The organism is Chromobacterium sp. FG22 (assembly GCF_057809415.1).
On record NZ_JBMDJX010000020.1, the window covers coordinates 41635 to 57289 of the forward strand.

The 15655-nt window shown below is 64.2% G+C and carries 15 protein-coding genes; 11 read left to right on the forward strand and 4 right to left on the reverse strand.

Annotated features, from left to right (window positions below; genetic code table 11):
• Positions 1-39 precede the first annotated feature (39 nt).
• The 8 genes from rpiA (at position 40) to ACODSD_RS17985 (ending at position 9941) form a co-directional block, all read left to right on the forward strand.
• Positions 40-699, forward strand: coding sequence for a ribose-5-phosphate isomerase RpiA (rpiA, locus tag ACODSD_RS17950; RefSeq protein ID WP_107798436.1), 660 nt, complete (start codon positions 40-42; stop codon positions 697-699).
• Positions 700-812: 113 nt separating this feature from the next.
• Positions 813-1514, forward strand: coding sequence for a phosphate signaling complex protein PhoU (gene phoU, locus ACODSD_RS17955; protein ID WP_107798437.1), 702 nt, complete (start codon positions 813-815; stop codon positions 1512-1514).
• A gap of 198 nt (positions 1515-1712) precedes the next feature.
• A complete protein-coding gene (gene ppx, locus ACODSD_RS17960) occupies positions 1713-3200 on the forward strand; it encodes an exopolyphosphatase (RefSeq protein WP_449727711.1) in 1488 nt (495 codons plus the stop codon).
• A gap of 7 nt (positions 3201-3207) precedes the next feature.
• Positions 3208-4287 carry a magnesium/cobalt transporter CorA gene (gene corA / locus ACODSD_RS17965; RefSeq protein WP_048412489.1) on the forward strand — a complete coding sequence of 360 codons (1080 nt, stop codon included), beginning with the start codon at positions 3208-3210 and terminating at the stop codon, positions 4285-4287.
• 428 nt (positions 4288-4715) lie between these two features.
• A complete protein-coding gene (locus tag ACODSD_RS17970; RefSeq protein WP_146176578.1) occupies positions 4716-5306 on the forward strand; it encodes a fimbrial protein in 591 nt (196 codons plus the stop codon).
• A 179-nt stretch (positions 5307-5485) separates the two neighbouring features.
• On the forward strand, positions 5486-6217 hold the full coding sequence (locus tag ACODSD_RS17975) for a fimbrial biogenesis chaperone (protein WP_488877961.1): 732 nt from the start codon (positions 5486-5488) through the stop codon (positions 6215-6217).
• A 59-nt stretch (positions 6218-6276) separates the two neighbouring features.
• The gene (locus tag ACODSD_RS17980; RefSeq protein WP_488877962.1) at positions 6277-8817 is read left to right on the forward strand and encodes a fimbria/pilus outer membrane usher protein; all 2541 of its coding nucleotides are present in this window, start codon (positions 6277-6279) and stop codon (positions 8815-8817) included.
• A 215-nt stretch (positions 8818-9032) separates the two neighbouring features.
• Positions 9033-9941: a fimbrial protein gene (locus ACODSD_RS17985; protein ID WP_488877963.1), complete on the forward strand. Its 909-nt coding sequence runs from the start codon at positions 9033-9035 to the stop codon at positions 9939-9941.
• A gap of 9 nt (positions 9942-9950) precedes the next feature.
• Here ACODSD_RS17985 and ACODSD_RS17990 read toward each other — a convergent pair whose 3' ends face one another.
• Together ACODSD_RS17990 and pncA are read right to left on the reverse strand one after the other, a co-directional pair.
• Positions 9951-10856: an SAM hydrolase/SAM-dependent halogenase family protein gene (locus tag ACODSD_RS17990; RefSeq protein WP_488877964.1), complete on the reverse strand. Its 906-nt coding sequence runs from the start codon at positions 10854-10856 to the stop codon at positions 9951-9953.
• A 198-nt stretch (positions 10857-11054) separates the two neighbouring features.
• Positions 11055-11687: a bifunctional nicotinamidase/pyrazinamidase gene (gene pncA / locus ACODSD_RS17995; RefSeq protein ID WP_488877965.1), complete on the reverse strand. Its 633-nt coding sequence runs from the start codon at positions 11685-11687 to the stop codon at positions 11055-11057.
• Between the two features lie 142 nt (positions 11688-11829).
• Between pncA and ACODSD_RS18000 the strand changes: the two genes are divergently transcribed.
• The gene (locus ACODSD_RS18000) at positions 11830-14187 is read left to right on the forward strand and encodes a heavy metal translocating P-type ATPase (RefSeq protein ID WP_488877966.1); all 2358 of its coding nucleotides are present in this window, start codon (positions 11830-11832) and stop codon (positions 14185-14187) included.
• 47 nt (positions 14188-14234) lie between these two features.
• Entirely contained in the window at positions 14235-14444 is a 210-nt protein-coding gene (locus ACODSD_RS18005; protein ID WP_019102750.1) for a heavy-metal-associated domain-containing protein, read from the forward strand.
• 212 nt (positions 14445-14656) lie between these two features.
• Here ACODSD_RS18005 and ACODSD_RS18010 read toward each other — a convergent pair whose 3' ends face one another.
• Positions 14657-14833 (reverse strand): hypothetical protein, encoded by a 177-nt coding sequence (locus ACODSD_RS18010; protein ID WP_227104594.1) that lies wholly within the window; start codon positions 14831-14833, stop codon positions 14657-14659.
• A gap of 213 nt (positions 14834-15046) precedes the next feature.
• Between ACODSD_RS18010 and ACODSD_RS18015 the strand changes: the two genes are divergently transcribed.
• Complete coding sequence (locus tag ACODSD_RS18015) at positions 15047-15250, forward strand: hypothetical protein (protein ID WP_048409942.1); 204 nt, start codon at positions 15047-15049, stop codon at positions 15248-15250.
• Positions 15251-15317: 67 nt separating this feature from the next.
• Here the strand turns inward: ACODSD_RS18015 and ACODSD_RS18020 are convergent, their stop codons facing one another.
• Positions 15318-15641: a DUF190 domain-containing protein gene (locus tag ACODSD_RS18020; protein ID WP_227104592.1), complete on the reverse strand. Its 324-nt coding sequence runs from the start codon at positions 15639-15641 to the stop codon at positions 15318-15320.
• Between the last annotated feature and the right edge of the window lie 14 nt (positions 15642-15655).

Consider the following 15655-nt stretch of genomic DNA (forward strand, 5'->3'; position numbering starts at 1 on the left):
CGCCCGGCGCAATACCATCCCAACACAGGAGGCATTACCATGTTGACTCAGGACCAACTGAAGCTTGCCGTGGCCAAGAAGGCCATCGAATTCGTGCCGGACGACAGCATCGTCGGCGTCGGCACCGGCAGCACCGTCAATCTGTTCATTGAAGAGCTGGCCGCCATCAAGGGCCGCATCCGCGGCGCGGTGTCCAGCTCGGACGCCTCCACCGCCCGCCTCAAGGCCCACCACATCCCGGTGTTCGACCTGAACGAAGTGGACGCGCTGCCGGTGTACATCGACGGCGCCGATGAAATCAACCACCACCTGCACATGATCAAGGGCGGCGGCGCCGCGCTGACCCGCGAGAAAATCGTCGCCAGCGTGGCCGATCAATTCATCTGCATCGCCGACGAAAGCAAATACGTCGCCATGTTGGGCGGCTTCCCGTTGCCCATCGAGGTCATTCCGATGGCGCGCAGCTATGTGGCGCGCGAACTGGTCAAGCTGGGGGGGCACCCGGAACTGCGCCAGGGCGTGAGCACCGACAATGGCAACGTGATCCTGGACGTGCACGGCTTGAAGATCCAGAAGCCGGTGGAACTGGAGGAGATCATCAACCATCTGGCCGGCGTGGTCACCTGCGGCCTGTTCGCGCGCCGTCGCGCCGATGTGCTGGTGTTGGGGCGGCAAAGCGGCGTGGAAGAAATCCGTTAAGGGCCGTTCGCCTTCGAGCAGGCCGCCCGCAGGCGGGCAGATGAATTGTCACATCGGCGTCATCTGCCCGCATTAACATAGCGTTTTTTGACTGGTTTTGGTTTGGGGCAGACATGGCAGAGCATATTTCCAAACAGTTCGATATGGAGCTGGAAACCATCCGCACCCGCGTCCTGCAGATGGGCGGACTGGTGGAGCAGCAGATTTTGTCCGCGGTGGAAGCCCTGCTGGCCGGCGATATTGACAAGCTGGACAAGGTGATCGCCGAGGATGCGCTGGTCAATGCGATGGAAGTCACCATCGACGACGACTGCCTGCACATCATCGCCCGCCGCCAGCCGGCGGCCAGCGACTTGCGCATCGTGTTCACCGTGATCAAGGTGATCACCGATCTGGAGCGCATCGGCGACGAAGCCAAGAAGATCGCGCGCATGGGCAAGACCATCTACCAGTCCGAACGCTATCAGGTGCCGCGCTTCCGCGAGATCGAGAAAATGGCGGACGCGGCGCTGGGCATGCTGCGCCGCGCGCTGGACGCCTTCGCCCGCCTGGACACCAGCGCCGCGCTGGAACTGGCCGAAGCCGACCAGGAGCTGGACGAAGACTTCGCCGCCGAACTGCGCCAGCTGATCACCTTCATGATGGAAGACCCGCGCACCATCAGCATGTCCATCGACACCTTGTTCATCTCCAAGGCGATAGAGCGCATCGGCGATCACGCCACCAATATTTCCGAATACGTGGTTTACCTGGTCAAGGGCAAGGACATCCGCCACACCACGCTGGAAACCAAGAAGCGCGAAACCCTGGGCTGAGCCGGCCCGCGCCGGCCACGGCGACTTGACATGACGGTTTGCCTAAAATGGCGGTAACATTCGGTGTTACCGCCATTGTTGCGTCCGGCGTCCGTGCCAGTCCCCCGGCGATCCAACCTGATGATGAATCCCCCCGTTTCCGCCGGCGCCGCCGCGCGGGCGCGGGCCTTGATAAAGAGAGAAGGGGTGTCTTTGACACTGACCACGCCCCCAAACAACGTGCTCGCCACCATCGATATGGGCTCCAACAGCTTCCGCCTGCAAGTGTCGCGGGTGGTGGACGACCAGCTGTACGCGCTGGACGTGATGAAGGAGACCGTGCGCCTGGGCGCGGGCCTGACCGCCGACAAACAACTGGACCAGGAAACCCAGGACAAGGCCCTGGCCTGTCTCGCCCGCTTTGGCGAGCGCCTGCGCGGCTTCACCCCGGCGCAAGTGCGCGCGGTGGGCACCAACACCCTGCGCGTGGCCAAGAACGCGGCGGACTTCATCGCCAAGGCCGAGCCCTTGCTGGGCTTTCCCATCGAGGTGATCGCCGGCCGCGAAGAGGCGCGGCTGATCTATCTGGGCGCCGCCCATTCGCTGCCGGACACCAAGGAGCGGCGCATGGTGGTGGACATCGGCGGCGGCTCCACCGAGTTCATCATCGGCAGCCATTACAAAGCCCTGGTCACCGAAAGCCTGCCCCTGGGCTGCGTCAGCTACACATTGCGCTATTTCGGCGACGGCAAGCTGACCCAGGCCAATTTCCGGGACGCCATCCTGGCCGCGCGCAACGAGATTCAGCGCATCGCCCACCAATACCAGCGCGAAGAATGGCAGCTGGCGGTGGGCACCTCCGGCACCGCGCGTTCCCTGCGCGACGTGCTGGAAATCAACGACTGGAGCACGGCCGACATCACCTTGTCCGGCATGGAAAAGCTCAAGGCGCTGCTGATCCGCCAGGGCGGCATCGCCGCCATCGACGTCAACGGCCTCAAGGCCGACCGCGCGCCGGTGCTGGCCGGCGGCCTCGCCATCATGATCGCGGTGTTCCAGGAACTGGCCATCGACAAGATGACGGTGGCCGAAGGCGCTTTGCGCGACGGCGTGCTATACGATCTATTGGGCCGTCAGCGTGAAAAGGACATGCGCGATACCACCGTCACCCAGTTCAAGCGCCGCTACCATGTGGACACCGCCCAGGCCGAGCGCGTCACCGCGCTGGCCGAGCGCCTGTACCGGATGGTGGCCGGCGAGGACGTGGACCAGGCCATGCTCAAGCGCCTGCTGTGGGCGGCCAAGCTGCACGAGATCGGGCTGACCATCTCGCACACCGCCTATCACAAGCACTCTTCCTACATCCTGCAGCACGCCGACATGCCCGGCTTCTCCAAGCGCGAACAGGCCACGCTGGCCGCCATCGTGCTGGGCCACCGCGGCGACATGGGCAAGATGCGGCAATACATGGAAGACTCCAGCCTGTGGCAGGCGGTGGTGTCGCTGCGGCTGGCGGTCTTGTTCCACCGCAGCCGCAACAGCATCGCGCTGCCGGAAATGCTGGACCTGCGCCAGCACGCCACCGGCTTCGCGCTGACGCTGAACAAGGTCTGGCTGAAGGGCAGCCCGCTGACGGCGAGCGGCTTCAAGCAGGAGATCGGCCAGTGGAAGAACGTCGGCTTCGTGCTCGACATCGTGCAAGTGTGATCCGCCCATGCGCCACGCCACGCTGAAAAAACGCATTCCCACGCTGGGCGAGGCGCCCGGCACCCTGCTGTCTGTGGGCGAGGCGAAATTGCCGGAAGCCTCGATCTCGCTGTTCGAATACGGCCCGGAGCAATTGCAGGAAACCGTGTTCCAGACCGTGGCCGAGGGCCTGGCCCACCAGCCCGGCGGCGGCGTCTTGTGGCTCAACGTCTACGGCCTGCACCAGCCCGAGGTGATGCGCGCCATCGGCCAGCGCTTCGGCCTGCATTCCCTGGTGCTGGAAGACATCATGAACGCGCGCCAGCGGCCCAAGGTGGAGGACTACGGCGATTATTTGTTCGTCGCCAGCCGGGTGTTCGACTACCACCAGCACAGTGAAAACGGCGCCGGGCGCTTGTTGTCCGATCAGATCTATCTGGTCATCGGCCGCCGTTTCGTGCTGAGCTTTCAGGAGCGGCCCACCGGCGTGTTCGAGGAGGTGCGGGAACGGCTGCGCCGCGGACGCGGGCTGCTGCGCCACAAGGACGCCGACTACCTGGGCTATTCCTTGCTGGACGCGATGATAGACGACTACTTCGGCGTGCTCACCGAGTTCAACGAAAAAGTGGAGCGCATGGACACCATGCTGCTGCGCGGACGCGATCAGGGCGTTTTGCTGCAGATCCAGAGGCTGAAGCGCGATTGCCTGAAGCTGCGCCGCGCGTTGATGCCGATGCGGGAAATGCTGATTTCGCTGAACCGCGGCGAGCATGGCTTTTTCAAGCCGGAGACCTTGGTCTATCTACGCGACGCTTACGATCACACCATGCATGTGATCGAATCGCTGGAGATGTCGCGCGAGATGGTGGGCGACATGCTGGACCTCTATCTGTCCACCCAGTCCCATCGGCTCAACCTGCAAATGCGGGTGCTCACCGTCTTGACCATGATCTTCATGCCGCTGACGCTGATCGCCGGCATCTACGGCATGAACTTCGAATACATGCCGGAGCTGAAATGGCATTACGGCTATCACCTGGTGCTGGTGGCGATGCTGGGCATCGCCGGCGGGTTGGGATGGTTGTTCTGGAAGCGGCGCTGGCTCTGAGACGCGGTCCCGCCTAGGCCGGACCAGCCCAGCGTATTCCCTGAGAAACGGCAGACGCCTGTACGGCGGCTGCCGTTTTTTTCCGCCCGCGCGTTACGCACTTGAAAAGCGCGGCGAGTCCTCTTTCGGCCCAGCTTGCCTTGGGCTTTTCTCCTTCCCCTGAGGGGGATTTATTTTTATATGGAGTTTCCCAATAAAAATCCATTAATTTCGCATATTAATATTATGCGATTTTAAGATGATTACCTCATGGTTAGCGTTTCATATAACCATATGACAATAAAATAGGATAAATCCTATATTTCATAAGTATTTGAAAACCTAAAATCCTCTTCAGATTGTTTGACAATCTTGGCATTGGCGTGTTTTCGCCATTCGAACGTCGCAGGCTTTGGTCTGCGGCTTTTTCAATCTGAGGGAGGTTTTGCATGAAATTGTTAAACAGCAAGCAAGGGAAATTCGTTTTGGCGGCGCTGGCCGCCTTTGCCGTCAGTCCGGTCTTTGCCGATACCCTTTCCGGCCAGATCGACTTTACCGGCCGAGTGATTTCCGATTCTTGCCGGCTCAGCTCGCCCAATGGCGACGCCAACAGCATCAAGGTGGACATGGGCACGGTGTCGGTGGAGGACATCGGCACGCTGGCCAATCCCAAGTTCACCGGCGCCGGCAGCCGGCAGGTGAACTTCAACATCATTTGCAAAACCGCCAGCAAAGTGACGATGAAGCTGGCCGGCGCGGCGCCGGAAGTGATGAGCGGCAACAACATCCTGCGCGTCAACAACGGCACCTCGTCTCCGGGCTTTGCCCGGGGCGTCGGCATCGCGGTGTTCGACAGCGCCGCGGTGGCCAACCCCTCCGCCTACAACCTGACCAGCGGCGTTCTCTTGCAAGAGGACCAGCCGGGTCAGCCCGATGATATCCGTCGCGTCAGTTTCGCCGCCGCCTATGTCGGCTCCGGCGGGGCCATGTCGCCCGGCATCGCCAACGCCAGCCTGCCGTTTACCCTGACTTACGACTAAAGCGCCGGCGCGGCGTCGTCAGGCGTCCGCGCCATGCCGCGGCGCGGGACTGGCCGCGCCGCGCAGTCCCTTGAACAGGCTCTGCCAGGAGGGCGGCGCGCCGTCCTCCCTTTCCTCATCGCGTGCCCGGCCGCGTCAGCCGCCTTGGGACCATTGTTGGATATCTCGTGGCCTCACTCATGAAAATCATTCTGTTCCTCTCCCTGGCCTTGCTCATCAGTCCGGTTTGGGCCGGCATCGCGCTTAACGGCACCCGCGTCATCTTTGACGGCAATGACAAGGAGGCCTCCATCATCGTCAGCAATCTGGGCGAGGAGATCTTGGTCCAGTCCTGGCTGGAGTCGGCGGAAGGCCAGCCGGACGAACTGCCGTTCGCGGTGACGCCTCCGCTGGCGCGCTTGCCGCTTAAACAGCAGCAGTTGCTGCGGGTGTTGTACGAGGGCGCCGGAGCGGCGCCCGACCGGGAGTCGGTATTTTGGCTGAACGTGCAGGAAATCCCCCAGGCGGCGCGCGGAGACAATGTGCTGCAACTGGCGGTGCGCCAGCGCGTCAAGGTGTTCTTCCGGCCTCAGGGGCTGGGCAGCGACGCCGCCTTGCAAGCGCCGGAAGGCTTGCGCTGGAGCCTGCTCCAGGCCGACGGCAGGCCGGCCTTGCGCGTGGACAACCCCAGCCGCTATCACGTGACAGTGGTGGATTTGACGCTCAAGGCCGGTGCTGGAACGCAGGAGCTGGCGAGCGCCTATATGGTGGCGCCGGGCGGCAGCGGGCAATGGCCGCTGAAACCGTCCGCCGCCGGCAGCGCGCAACTGCGCTACGGCATCATCAACGACTTCGGCGGGCTCGTGGAGTACGAGGTCGCGCTCGAAGCCGGCCGGGAAGGCCGCCCTCAGCAGCGCCCCCAGGAACCTTGACCATGTCGCTTCCATCTTCCTCGGCCATCTGCCGGATCCCCCCCGTATAAAGCCCAATCATGCGCATACGTCCAAATCGTCAGCCCTGGAATAAAACCTCGATCCGACGCCGTTCCGCGCTGAAGCCCGGCTGCCTGGCCCTGTTGATGGCGCTGGCGGAACTGGCCCGGGCGGAGGCGGCGGAAGGAGAGGCGCAGTCCGCGCCCGTCTTGCTGGCCTTCAACACCAACTTCATCAACGGCTCCGGCCGGATGCCGGATTTGAGCGCGGTGCTCAGCGCCGGCAACGCCTTGCTGCCCGGCAACTATCGCGTGGACGTGCTGGTCAACGGCAATCTGACCGGCCGCCGCGACGTGCTGTTTCGCCAGGCGGCCAGCGGCAAGGTGGAAGCCTGCATCGACGCCGGTTTGCTGCAGGCGGCCGGCGTGCAGCTGCAAAGCCTGACGCCGACCTTGTCCGCGGACGACCCGGCCTGCCTGGACCTGCCGGCGCTGATGGACCTGGCGGCGGCGGACTACGACGCCAATCGGCTGCAACTGAGCTTGAGCATTCCCCAGGCCTTTCTCAGCCGCGGCGCGCGCGGTTATATCGACCCGGCGCTCTGGGACGCCGGCGTGGCCGCCGCCTACGTCAACTACCAGTTCAACGGCAATGAGAGCCGCAGCAGCGAGCCGGGCGGGGTCAACCGCCGCAACGCCTTCCTCGGCCTGCAAAACGGCGTCAATCTGGGCGCTTGGCGTTTGCGCAACGACAGCACCTTCAACTGGGCCGACGGCCAGTCCATGAGCGCGCGCAGCAACCGCAGCGTGTTGCAGCGCGACTTGATCGGCTGGAAAAGCCAGCTGGCGCTGGGCGAGCAATACGCAGACTCCACCTTGTTCGACAGCGTGCGCTTCCGAGGCGCGCAGCTGGCCAGCGACGACGCGATGCTGCCGGACGGCGAGCGCGGCTACGCGCCGGTGGTGCGCGGCCAGGCGCAGAGCAACGCGGTGGTGGAAGTCCGCCAGAACGGCTATACGCTGTACCGCGCCAATGTGCCGCCGGGGCCGTTCGAGCTGAGCGATATTTTCCCGTCCGGCTCCAACGGCGATCTGGAAATCACCGTCACCGAGGCCGACGGCAGCAAGCGGGTGACGCAGCAGTCCTTCTCCAGCCTGCCCCTGATGCTGCGCAAGGGCCGTTGGCGCTACAGTGCCGCCTTCGGCGAGTATCAGGGCAGCCAGGACGTGCATCCCAGCTTCGCCGCCGGCACCCTGGTTTACGGCGCGGGCGACGACAGCACGGTGGCGGCGGGCTTCCAGCTCACATCGAATTTTCAGGCCGTCAACCTGGGCGTGGGCGCCAACACCCCGCTGGGCGCGCTGTCCTTGGACTTCACCCAGTCCAACAGCCGGGTCAGGGGCGCGCGGCGGCAAGGGCAGAGCTTGAGACTGCTTTACGCCAAAACCTTTACCCGCACCCTGACCAACCTGACGCTGGCCGCGTATCGCTATTCGACCTCCGGCTATCGCAGTTTCAACGACCACGCCAACGATCTCGCCGGCAATAGCCAGGGACAGTTCGGCCGCAGCCGCTCGCGCATCGATTTGAGCACCCAGCAGGACCTGGGCCGCGAGCGGCGTTTCGGCAGCCTGTATCTGAACCTGAGCCAGCAAAGCTACTGGGGACAGAACGGCAGCAGCGGCAGCGTGGGCCTGGGCTACGGCAACAACTGGAAACTGCTGGGCTACAACTTCACCTTGAGCCGGAGCCGCGACAGCCGGCCCGGCGGCGTCAGCAGCAACCAGGTGATGCTGACCTTTACCGTGCCGCTGGGGCCCAAGCCGCGCTCGCCGCGGATGTACGCCAACCTGAGCCACACCTCCGGCAACGGCTCCACGCTGCAAACCGGCGTCAGCGGCCATCTGGGCGAGAACACCACCTATTCCGTGCAGCTTGGCCATGCCGGGCGCAACGGCAGCACCTCGGGCGGGCTCAGCGTCAACCACAACGCCGATTTCGTGCAATTGAGCGCGGCCTACAACGCGGCGCGTCATTACCAGTCCGCCAGCGTCGGCCTGTCCGGCGCCATTGTCGCCCATGGCGGCGGCGTCAACCTGAGCCGTCCGGTGGGCGACACCTTCGCGCTCTTGCAAGTGGACGGCGTGACCGGACCGGCGCTGCGCACCGGCAACGGCGGCGAACTGGGGCGCAACGGCTACGCGGTGCAACCCTACGCGCAGCCCTACCGCGTCAACACCCTGAGCCTGGATACCCGGCAGCTGGGGGCCGACGTGGAACTGGACGACACGGTCAAGCTGGTGGTGCCGCGGCGCGGCGCTGTGGTCAAGGGCGTGTTCAAGGCCAGAAGCGGCCAGCGCGCCCAGTTCACCCTGCTGCGGCCGGACGGCGCTCCGGCGCCGTTTGGCGCCAGCGTGGAGGACGCCGACGGCAAACCGCTGGGCATCGTCGACCCCAGGGGCAAGGTGCTGGCCTTGCTGAAGCGGGAGACCGGCCGGCTGACGGTGAAATGGCGGGGCGGCCAGTGTACGGCCGATTACCGGCTGCCGCCGGCCAAGGCCGGCCGCTATTACCAGCGGCGGACTCTGAACTGCGGCTAGCCCGCGGGAGCGGGCCGACTTTGCAATATGATCGAGTGGAGCATCAGCGAATGAAGCACATCAAAATTCGGCGGAGCATCGGCGTCATGCTGCTGAGCTTCCTGCTTGGAGGCATGGCCAATGCGGGGCCTTGCGAGCCTACAGGCTCGGTTCCCCGGTTCAGTTTCGCGTTTAACCGGACTTTTACCTCGCCGGATGACAATGCGGCGGGGGCCTTGTATCCGAACGCTTATTTATGGGATTTGGGCAAGACGTATGTGGCGGGCTGCGCTTGTACTGGATCGACAATACCTTACAAGGTGTTCTACACCACCAGGACCGAGTTGCCCAAGGGGGAGCGCAGAACGGTCAATGGCGTGCCGTTGCAGTTCTATGCCTTGAACCGCAATCTGCAAGTGGGGGTGGAGGTCTTTCTCGCAGGGGAGGTTCGACAGTATAAAGCGGTGCCGTGGGACAGTTTGAGCAATGAAATGACCGGCCAGCTACGCTGCGTAAACGGCGAGACGATAGGTTCGCGGCCCTTTGAAACCGGCAGCCGGGGGCGGGTGCATTTGTTGATCAGCCGTCCGTTTGTCGGCACCTTGAATGTGCCGGAATTCAAAGTGCTGGATGTGTTCGGCGTGCGTGGCTACCCTACGGCACCGGACAGCTCTCCTATGGTCAGCCTGTTCATGAGCATGAGCGTGACGGTGCCGCAGAACTGTAAGTTGGCCGCGGGGCAGCAAACCACCATCGATTTCGGCCCCTTGATCGCCGGGCAATTGGCCCGTTCCGGCGCGGCCAGGCAAAGCGCGGTGAGCCGCACTTTCCAGATTCAATGCACCAATATCTCCGCCGGGGTCAAGATCAATCTGGCGCTGGAAGGACGGCCGCACGGCCGGGACGCGCGCTATCTGGAAACCACGCATCAGAACGTGGCGGTGGCGATGGAGAGCGCCGGCAAGCTGGTGCCGCCCAGCCTGCCTGGCGGGACGCCGGCCGGCGGGCAATTGATTCCGATCGCGCTGGATTACGACAATCTGCGCGCCTTGTTCGGCTTGACCGCCTGGCCGGTCAAGATGGTGGAGAACCCGACGCCGGGCGGGTTCCAGGGCAGCGCCACTTTGAAGTTCGATTTCGAGTAGCGGCGGCGTTCAGGGCCGGCTCAGCTCCACCGACCACTCCGGTCCGGAGCCGATGCCGCGCTTGGCGGCGTAGTTGTCCATATTCAGTGCCAGCGACACGTCCAGCAGGCTGTTCAGATAGACCAGCGGCTGGCCGCTGGGCACTTCGCCGAAGGTGCGGCGATAAGGCGCCACCACCTCGTCCACCGGCTTGCCCTGCTTGAAGATGCGCACTTTCACCGCGTCGCCGGGGCGGAAGCCCTGGGCTTCGAATAAGGTTTTGGGGATATTGGTCCACACATTGCCGTATTGCGGGTCCAGCACCGGGATCATGCCCTTGAGCCGTCCGTCGGCGGCTTCCGCGCGCTGGTACGACAGCTTGACCACGGCGGCGGCCGGCAGTGGCGGGCCCACGTCCTCGAAACGGATTTTGCCGGCGGCCAGCCGCGCGCCGGTGTAGGCGTAGACGTCGCGGCCATGGAAGGTGTAGGAGTCGGCCGAACCCTGCAAGCGGTTGGTTTTCTCGTCTATGCGGCGCAGTTCGGCCACGCCGTCGCGTTCGGCGATCAAGGTCAGCAGGCCGTTGTTGGGATTGACGAAGTAGCGGCCGTCCCGGGTCTTCAGCACCACGGACTGGCGCTCGGTGCCGACGCCCGGGTCCACCACCGACACGAACACCGTGCCCTTGGGCCAGTAGTTGGCAGTCTGGTACAGCCGGTAGGCGCCGCTCCAGATATCGTAATCGGGGATCTCGTGGGTCAGGTCGGACAGCGTCAGCTTGGGATCCACCGAGTAGGCGACGCCGCGCACCGCCGACACCGCGCCGTCCTTGAGGCCGAAGTCCGTCATCAGCACCAGCGGCGCGTCCGCGCGCGCCAAGCCGGCCAGCAGCAGGCCGGCGGCCAGCCAGAGGCGGGCGTGTTTGAATAGCTTCATTCTTTTCTCCTAAGTGTTTTTGTTTCCAGGCGCCTGCCAGCGCCGGGCTTGCTTAGCACCTGTCCACGATCTCGCGAGCTAAGGCGAGACAAGGCGGAAACGAGCGAAAAAGCGGAGTGTACAGGTGGTACATGAGCATTTTGAGCTCGTACTCACCGTGCAACGCTTCACTACGCGCAGCAGATCGTAAACAGGTTCTTACACCTCGTCCGAGCGCAGCCTCTGCACGCCGGCGGCCAGCATCTGCGCCCAGGCGCTACTCAGCGAGCCGTTCAGATTGATGCCGCGGCAGGCGTCGTCCACCACCGTGGTTTCCAGGCCGGCGGCGCGCGCGTCCAGCGCGCTCCAGGCCACGCAGTAGTCGGTGGCGAGCCCGGCCAGCCATACCCGCTTGACGCCGCGCTCGGCCAGGTAGCCGGCCAGGCCGGTGGGAGTTTGGCGATCCGCTTCGACAAAGGCGGAATAGCTGTCCAGAGCCGGGTTGCCGCCCTTGCGGATGATCAGTTGGGCCTGGCTGGTGTCCAGCTCGGGGTGGAATGCCGCGCCATGGCTGCCGGCCACGCAGTGATCCGGCCACAGCGTCTGCTCGCCATACGGCAGCTGGATGCTGTCGAAAGGCTGCTTGCCGGCATGCCGGCTGGCGAAGGACACATGTTTGGCCGGGTGCCAGTCCTGGGTCAGGACCACCCGGTTGAAGAACTGCATCATGTGGTTGATCAGCGGCACGATCTGATCGCCGTCGGCCACCGCCAGTTCGCCGCCGGGACAAAAACTGTTTTGCACGTCCACCACGATCAAGGCGCAATCGTCGCCGTAGCGTTTCAGGGGCATAGCGTTTTCCTGCAAGGGTTCTCAGCCTATCTTGTTACCACGCGGCCGCCGGCGTGGTAAAGCCCGCCACGGTGACAAGAGTGAAAAAAGGGTTTGCCACAAATACCCTATGGGGGTATATAATTCGGCTCAGGAGGTCATCATGACAGCAAGCACCGTGGATTTGCCGATTGAGGGCATGAGTTGCGCGGCCTGCGCCGCCAGGATTGAAAAACAGTTGAACCGGCTGGACGGGGTGGAGGCGGCGGTCAACTTCGCCAGCGAATCGGCCAAGGTCTCGTTCGACCCGGTCAAAACCCCGCCGCAAACCTTGGTGGACACCATCGCCAAGACCGGTTTCGCCGTGCCACGCCGGCAGGCGGAACTGGACATCCAGGGCATGACTTGCGCCGCCTGCGCCGGCCGCATCGAGAAGGTGCTGAACCGGTTGCCGGGCGTGTCCGCCCAGGTCAACTTCGCCAGCGAGAGCGCGCGCGTCGATTACGTGGCCGGGCTGGCCGACGAGGCGGCGCTGCTCGCCGCGGTCAGCCGCGCCGGCTACCAGGCCGCGGCCAAGGCCGGGCCGGGCGACGACACCCTGGCCGCCGAGCATGCGCGCCGCTACCGACGCGAGCGGCTGTGGTTCGCGTTTTCCGCTCTGTTGACGCTGCCCTTCGTCATTGAAATGGCGGCGATGTTCAGCGGCGGCCACCATGGCTGGCTGCCGCGTTACTGGCAGCTGGCCTTGGCCACGCCGGTGCAGTTCGTGGTTGGCTGGCGTTTCTACAAGGGCGCCTGGGCGGCGCTGCGCGGCGGCGGCGCCAATATGGACGTGCTGGTGGCTCTGGGCACCAGCATGGCCTGGCTGTTGTCGGCGGCGGTGACGCTGCTGGGGCTGGAAGACCAGCATGTTTATTTTGAAGCCAGCGCCTCGGTGATCACCCTGGTGCTGCTGGGCAAGCTGCTGGAGGCGCGCGCCAAGGGCAAGACTTCGGCGGCGATCGAGGAGTTGATCCGGCTGGCGCCCAAGACCGCTCGCGTGGAGCGCGAGGACGGCCGGGTGGAAGAGGTGGCGGTCACCGCGCTGCGCCAGGGCGATGTGGTGGTGGTGCGCCACGGCGAAACCCTGCCGGTGGACGGCGAGGTGGTGGACGGCGCGGCGGCGCTGGACGAAAGCATGCTCACCGGTGAAAGCCTGCCGGTGGCCAAGCGGGTGGGCGACAGCGTCTACGCCGCCACCCGCAATCAGGACGGCATGCTTAAAGTGCGCGCCACCGGCGTGGGCGGCGACACCCAACTGGCCGAGATCGTGCGTCTGGTCAGCGCGGCCCAGGGCTCCAAGGCGCCGATCCAGCAATTGGCGGACGTGATTTCCGGCGTATTCGTGCCGGTGGTGGTGGGCATCAGCCTGCTGACCTTCGTCGTCACCGGCCTGTGGCTGCAGGACTGGTCGGCGGCGCTGATTCACGCGGTGGCGGTGTTGGTGATCGCCTGCCCGTGCGCCTTGGGCCTGGCCACGCCGACGGCGGTGATGGTGGGCGTGGGCAACGGCGCGCGGCGCGGCATTCTGTTCCGCAACGCCACCGCGCTGGAACTGGCCAGCCAGGTGGGGGTGTTGCTGGTGGACAAGACCGGCACGCTGACCGAGGGCAAGCCGCAAGTGAAACAAGTGCTGCCCTTGGCGGCGGACGCGGACCTGGTGCTGCAACTGGCCGCCAGCGTGGAGGCCGGTTCGGAACACCCGCTGGCGCGCGCCATCCTGCAGCAGGCGCAGCAGCAGGGCTTGCCCTTGCTGCCGGTCAGCGGCTTCGCCGCCCAGGTGGGGCAGGGGGTGCAGGCGGAGGTGGCCGGCCACGGCCTGGTGCGCGCCGGCGTGCCCGGCTGGCTGGGCGAGCAGGCGCTGTCCGCCGCCTTGCCCCTGCAGCAGGCGGGCAACACCGTGGTGGCGGTGGCGCGCGGCGAGGAACTGCTGGGCCTGTTGGCGATCGCCGACCGCATCCGGCCCAGTTCGGCCCAGGCGGTGGCGCAGTTGCAGGCCATGGGCATACGGGTGGCGATGCTGACCGGCGACAACCCGGCCACCGCCGCCGGCATCGCCGCGGAAGCGGGCATCCGCGATTACCGCGCCGAGGTGAAGCCGCAGGACAAGGCGGCGGAGGTGCGGCGCTGGCAGGCGCAGGGTTTCAAGGTGGCGATGATGGGCGACGGCGTCAACGACGCGCCGGCGCTGGCCGCCGCCGACGTCAGCCTGGCGATGGGGGCCGGCTCGGACGTGGCGATCGAGGCCGCCGACATCACGCTGATGCACGGCGACCTGATGCACGCGGTGGACGCGATCCGGCTGTCGCGCGCCAGCCTGCGCAAAATCCGGCAGAATCTGCTGTTCGCCTTCATCTACAACGTGATGGGGATACCGCTGGCGGCGCTGGGCATGTTGAACCCGGTGATCGCCGGCGCGGCGATGGCGATGAGTTCGGTATCGGTGGTGAGTAATTCGCTGTTGTTGCGGCGCTGGAAATAAGGCGGCATCGGCGCTAGCGAAGTTTTGAATTTTTTCAGGAGAAAGCAATGTCCGAATTGATCATGAAAGTGGATGGCATGACCTGCCAGGGTTGCGTGAAAAGCGTTAGCGGCGTGCTCAGCGGCATGGCCGGCGTCAGCGAGGCCGAGGTCAGCCTGGAGGCCAAGCAGGCCAAGGTGGTGTATGACGCGGAGATCGTGTCGCCGGAGGAGTTGGCGGCGGCGGTGGAGGACGCGGGTTTCGACGTGACGCGCTGAGCCTTAAACGGCGACGTAGCGGAACAGGGCATGGCTTGCGAGCCATGCCCTGTTTCATTGTGTTCCATGGTGGGGCGTTGACTGAGCACCTGCGATTTTCAGAGGCGTGGACGTCGGCGGGCTGACGGCAATATATTGTTTTTCAATGATCTTGCCGGCTTGACGGTTTAGGGGGTGGGTGCCAGCATCAAGCTATACTTGGCTGGCAGAGGTCAATGATGACTGTCGAGAAAACCATAGGGAAAATGAGGACATCGGCGGGCAATATCAGTTTTGATGAACTTGTGGCCGTGTGTGATGCCCTTTTCGGCGAAGGGCGCGTTAAGAACCTGTTCAAAGTCTGCTGCGCTGCGGCGATACAGCGTTGAAACCGAACTCAAAATGCTCATGTACCACTTGTACATTCCGCTTTTTCGCTCGTTTTCGCCTTGTCTCGCTCTTGCTCGCGAGACTTTGAACAGGCTCTAAGGGCAGCCATCATATCTACAAGATCCCAGGTGTGCCGGGAGGGGTTAATATTCAAGACAATGGCCACGGCAAAGCGAAAGCCTATCAGGTTAAGCAGGTGCTGAAAGCGATTGAGAAGATTGAAGGAGCGTAAGATGGATTATCGACACTACTCGTACCGGGTCGTCTGGTCGTCGGAAGACGAGGAGTATGTTGGGCTCTGCGACGAGTTTCCCTTGCTGTCGCACCTTGACAGTACTCAGGACAAGGCCTTGCATGGCATCGTCGCGCTGGTGAAAGACGTGTACGAGCATATGAAGGAAGAGCGCCAGCCTCTGCCGGAGCGTTTGAGCGCTTGAATCGACGCAGCTTCTCCCTCTCCCGCCGGCGGGTTTGTTTTATCCGCCGTCCCTTGGCGCTTCGTTTTTACGATTCCTCCTCCCCCAGCACGCCGAACTCCACCGGCGTCTTCACGTAAAACACCTTGATACCGGCGGCGGCGAGCGCGGCCAGCAGTCGTTCGGCCTCGTCGGCGCTGAGCGCCAGCGTGACTTCCTCGGGCTGGTCCGCCAGTTCGAAGAAGTGAGCGGAATGCAGCCGGCGGTGGCGGCCGTAACCTTCGCTGGCGGCAAACAGCGTGGCGCCGCGGACGCCCATCCGCCGCGCCTGTTGCAGTATCCATTCCGCCAAGGGCTGGCCGTCGTGGCTGTGGCCCTGCTGAGTGAAGAAAGAGAGTTGATAGCCTTGCATGGCGCGGGCCTCCT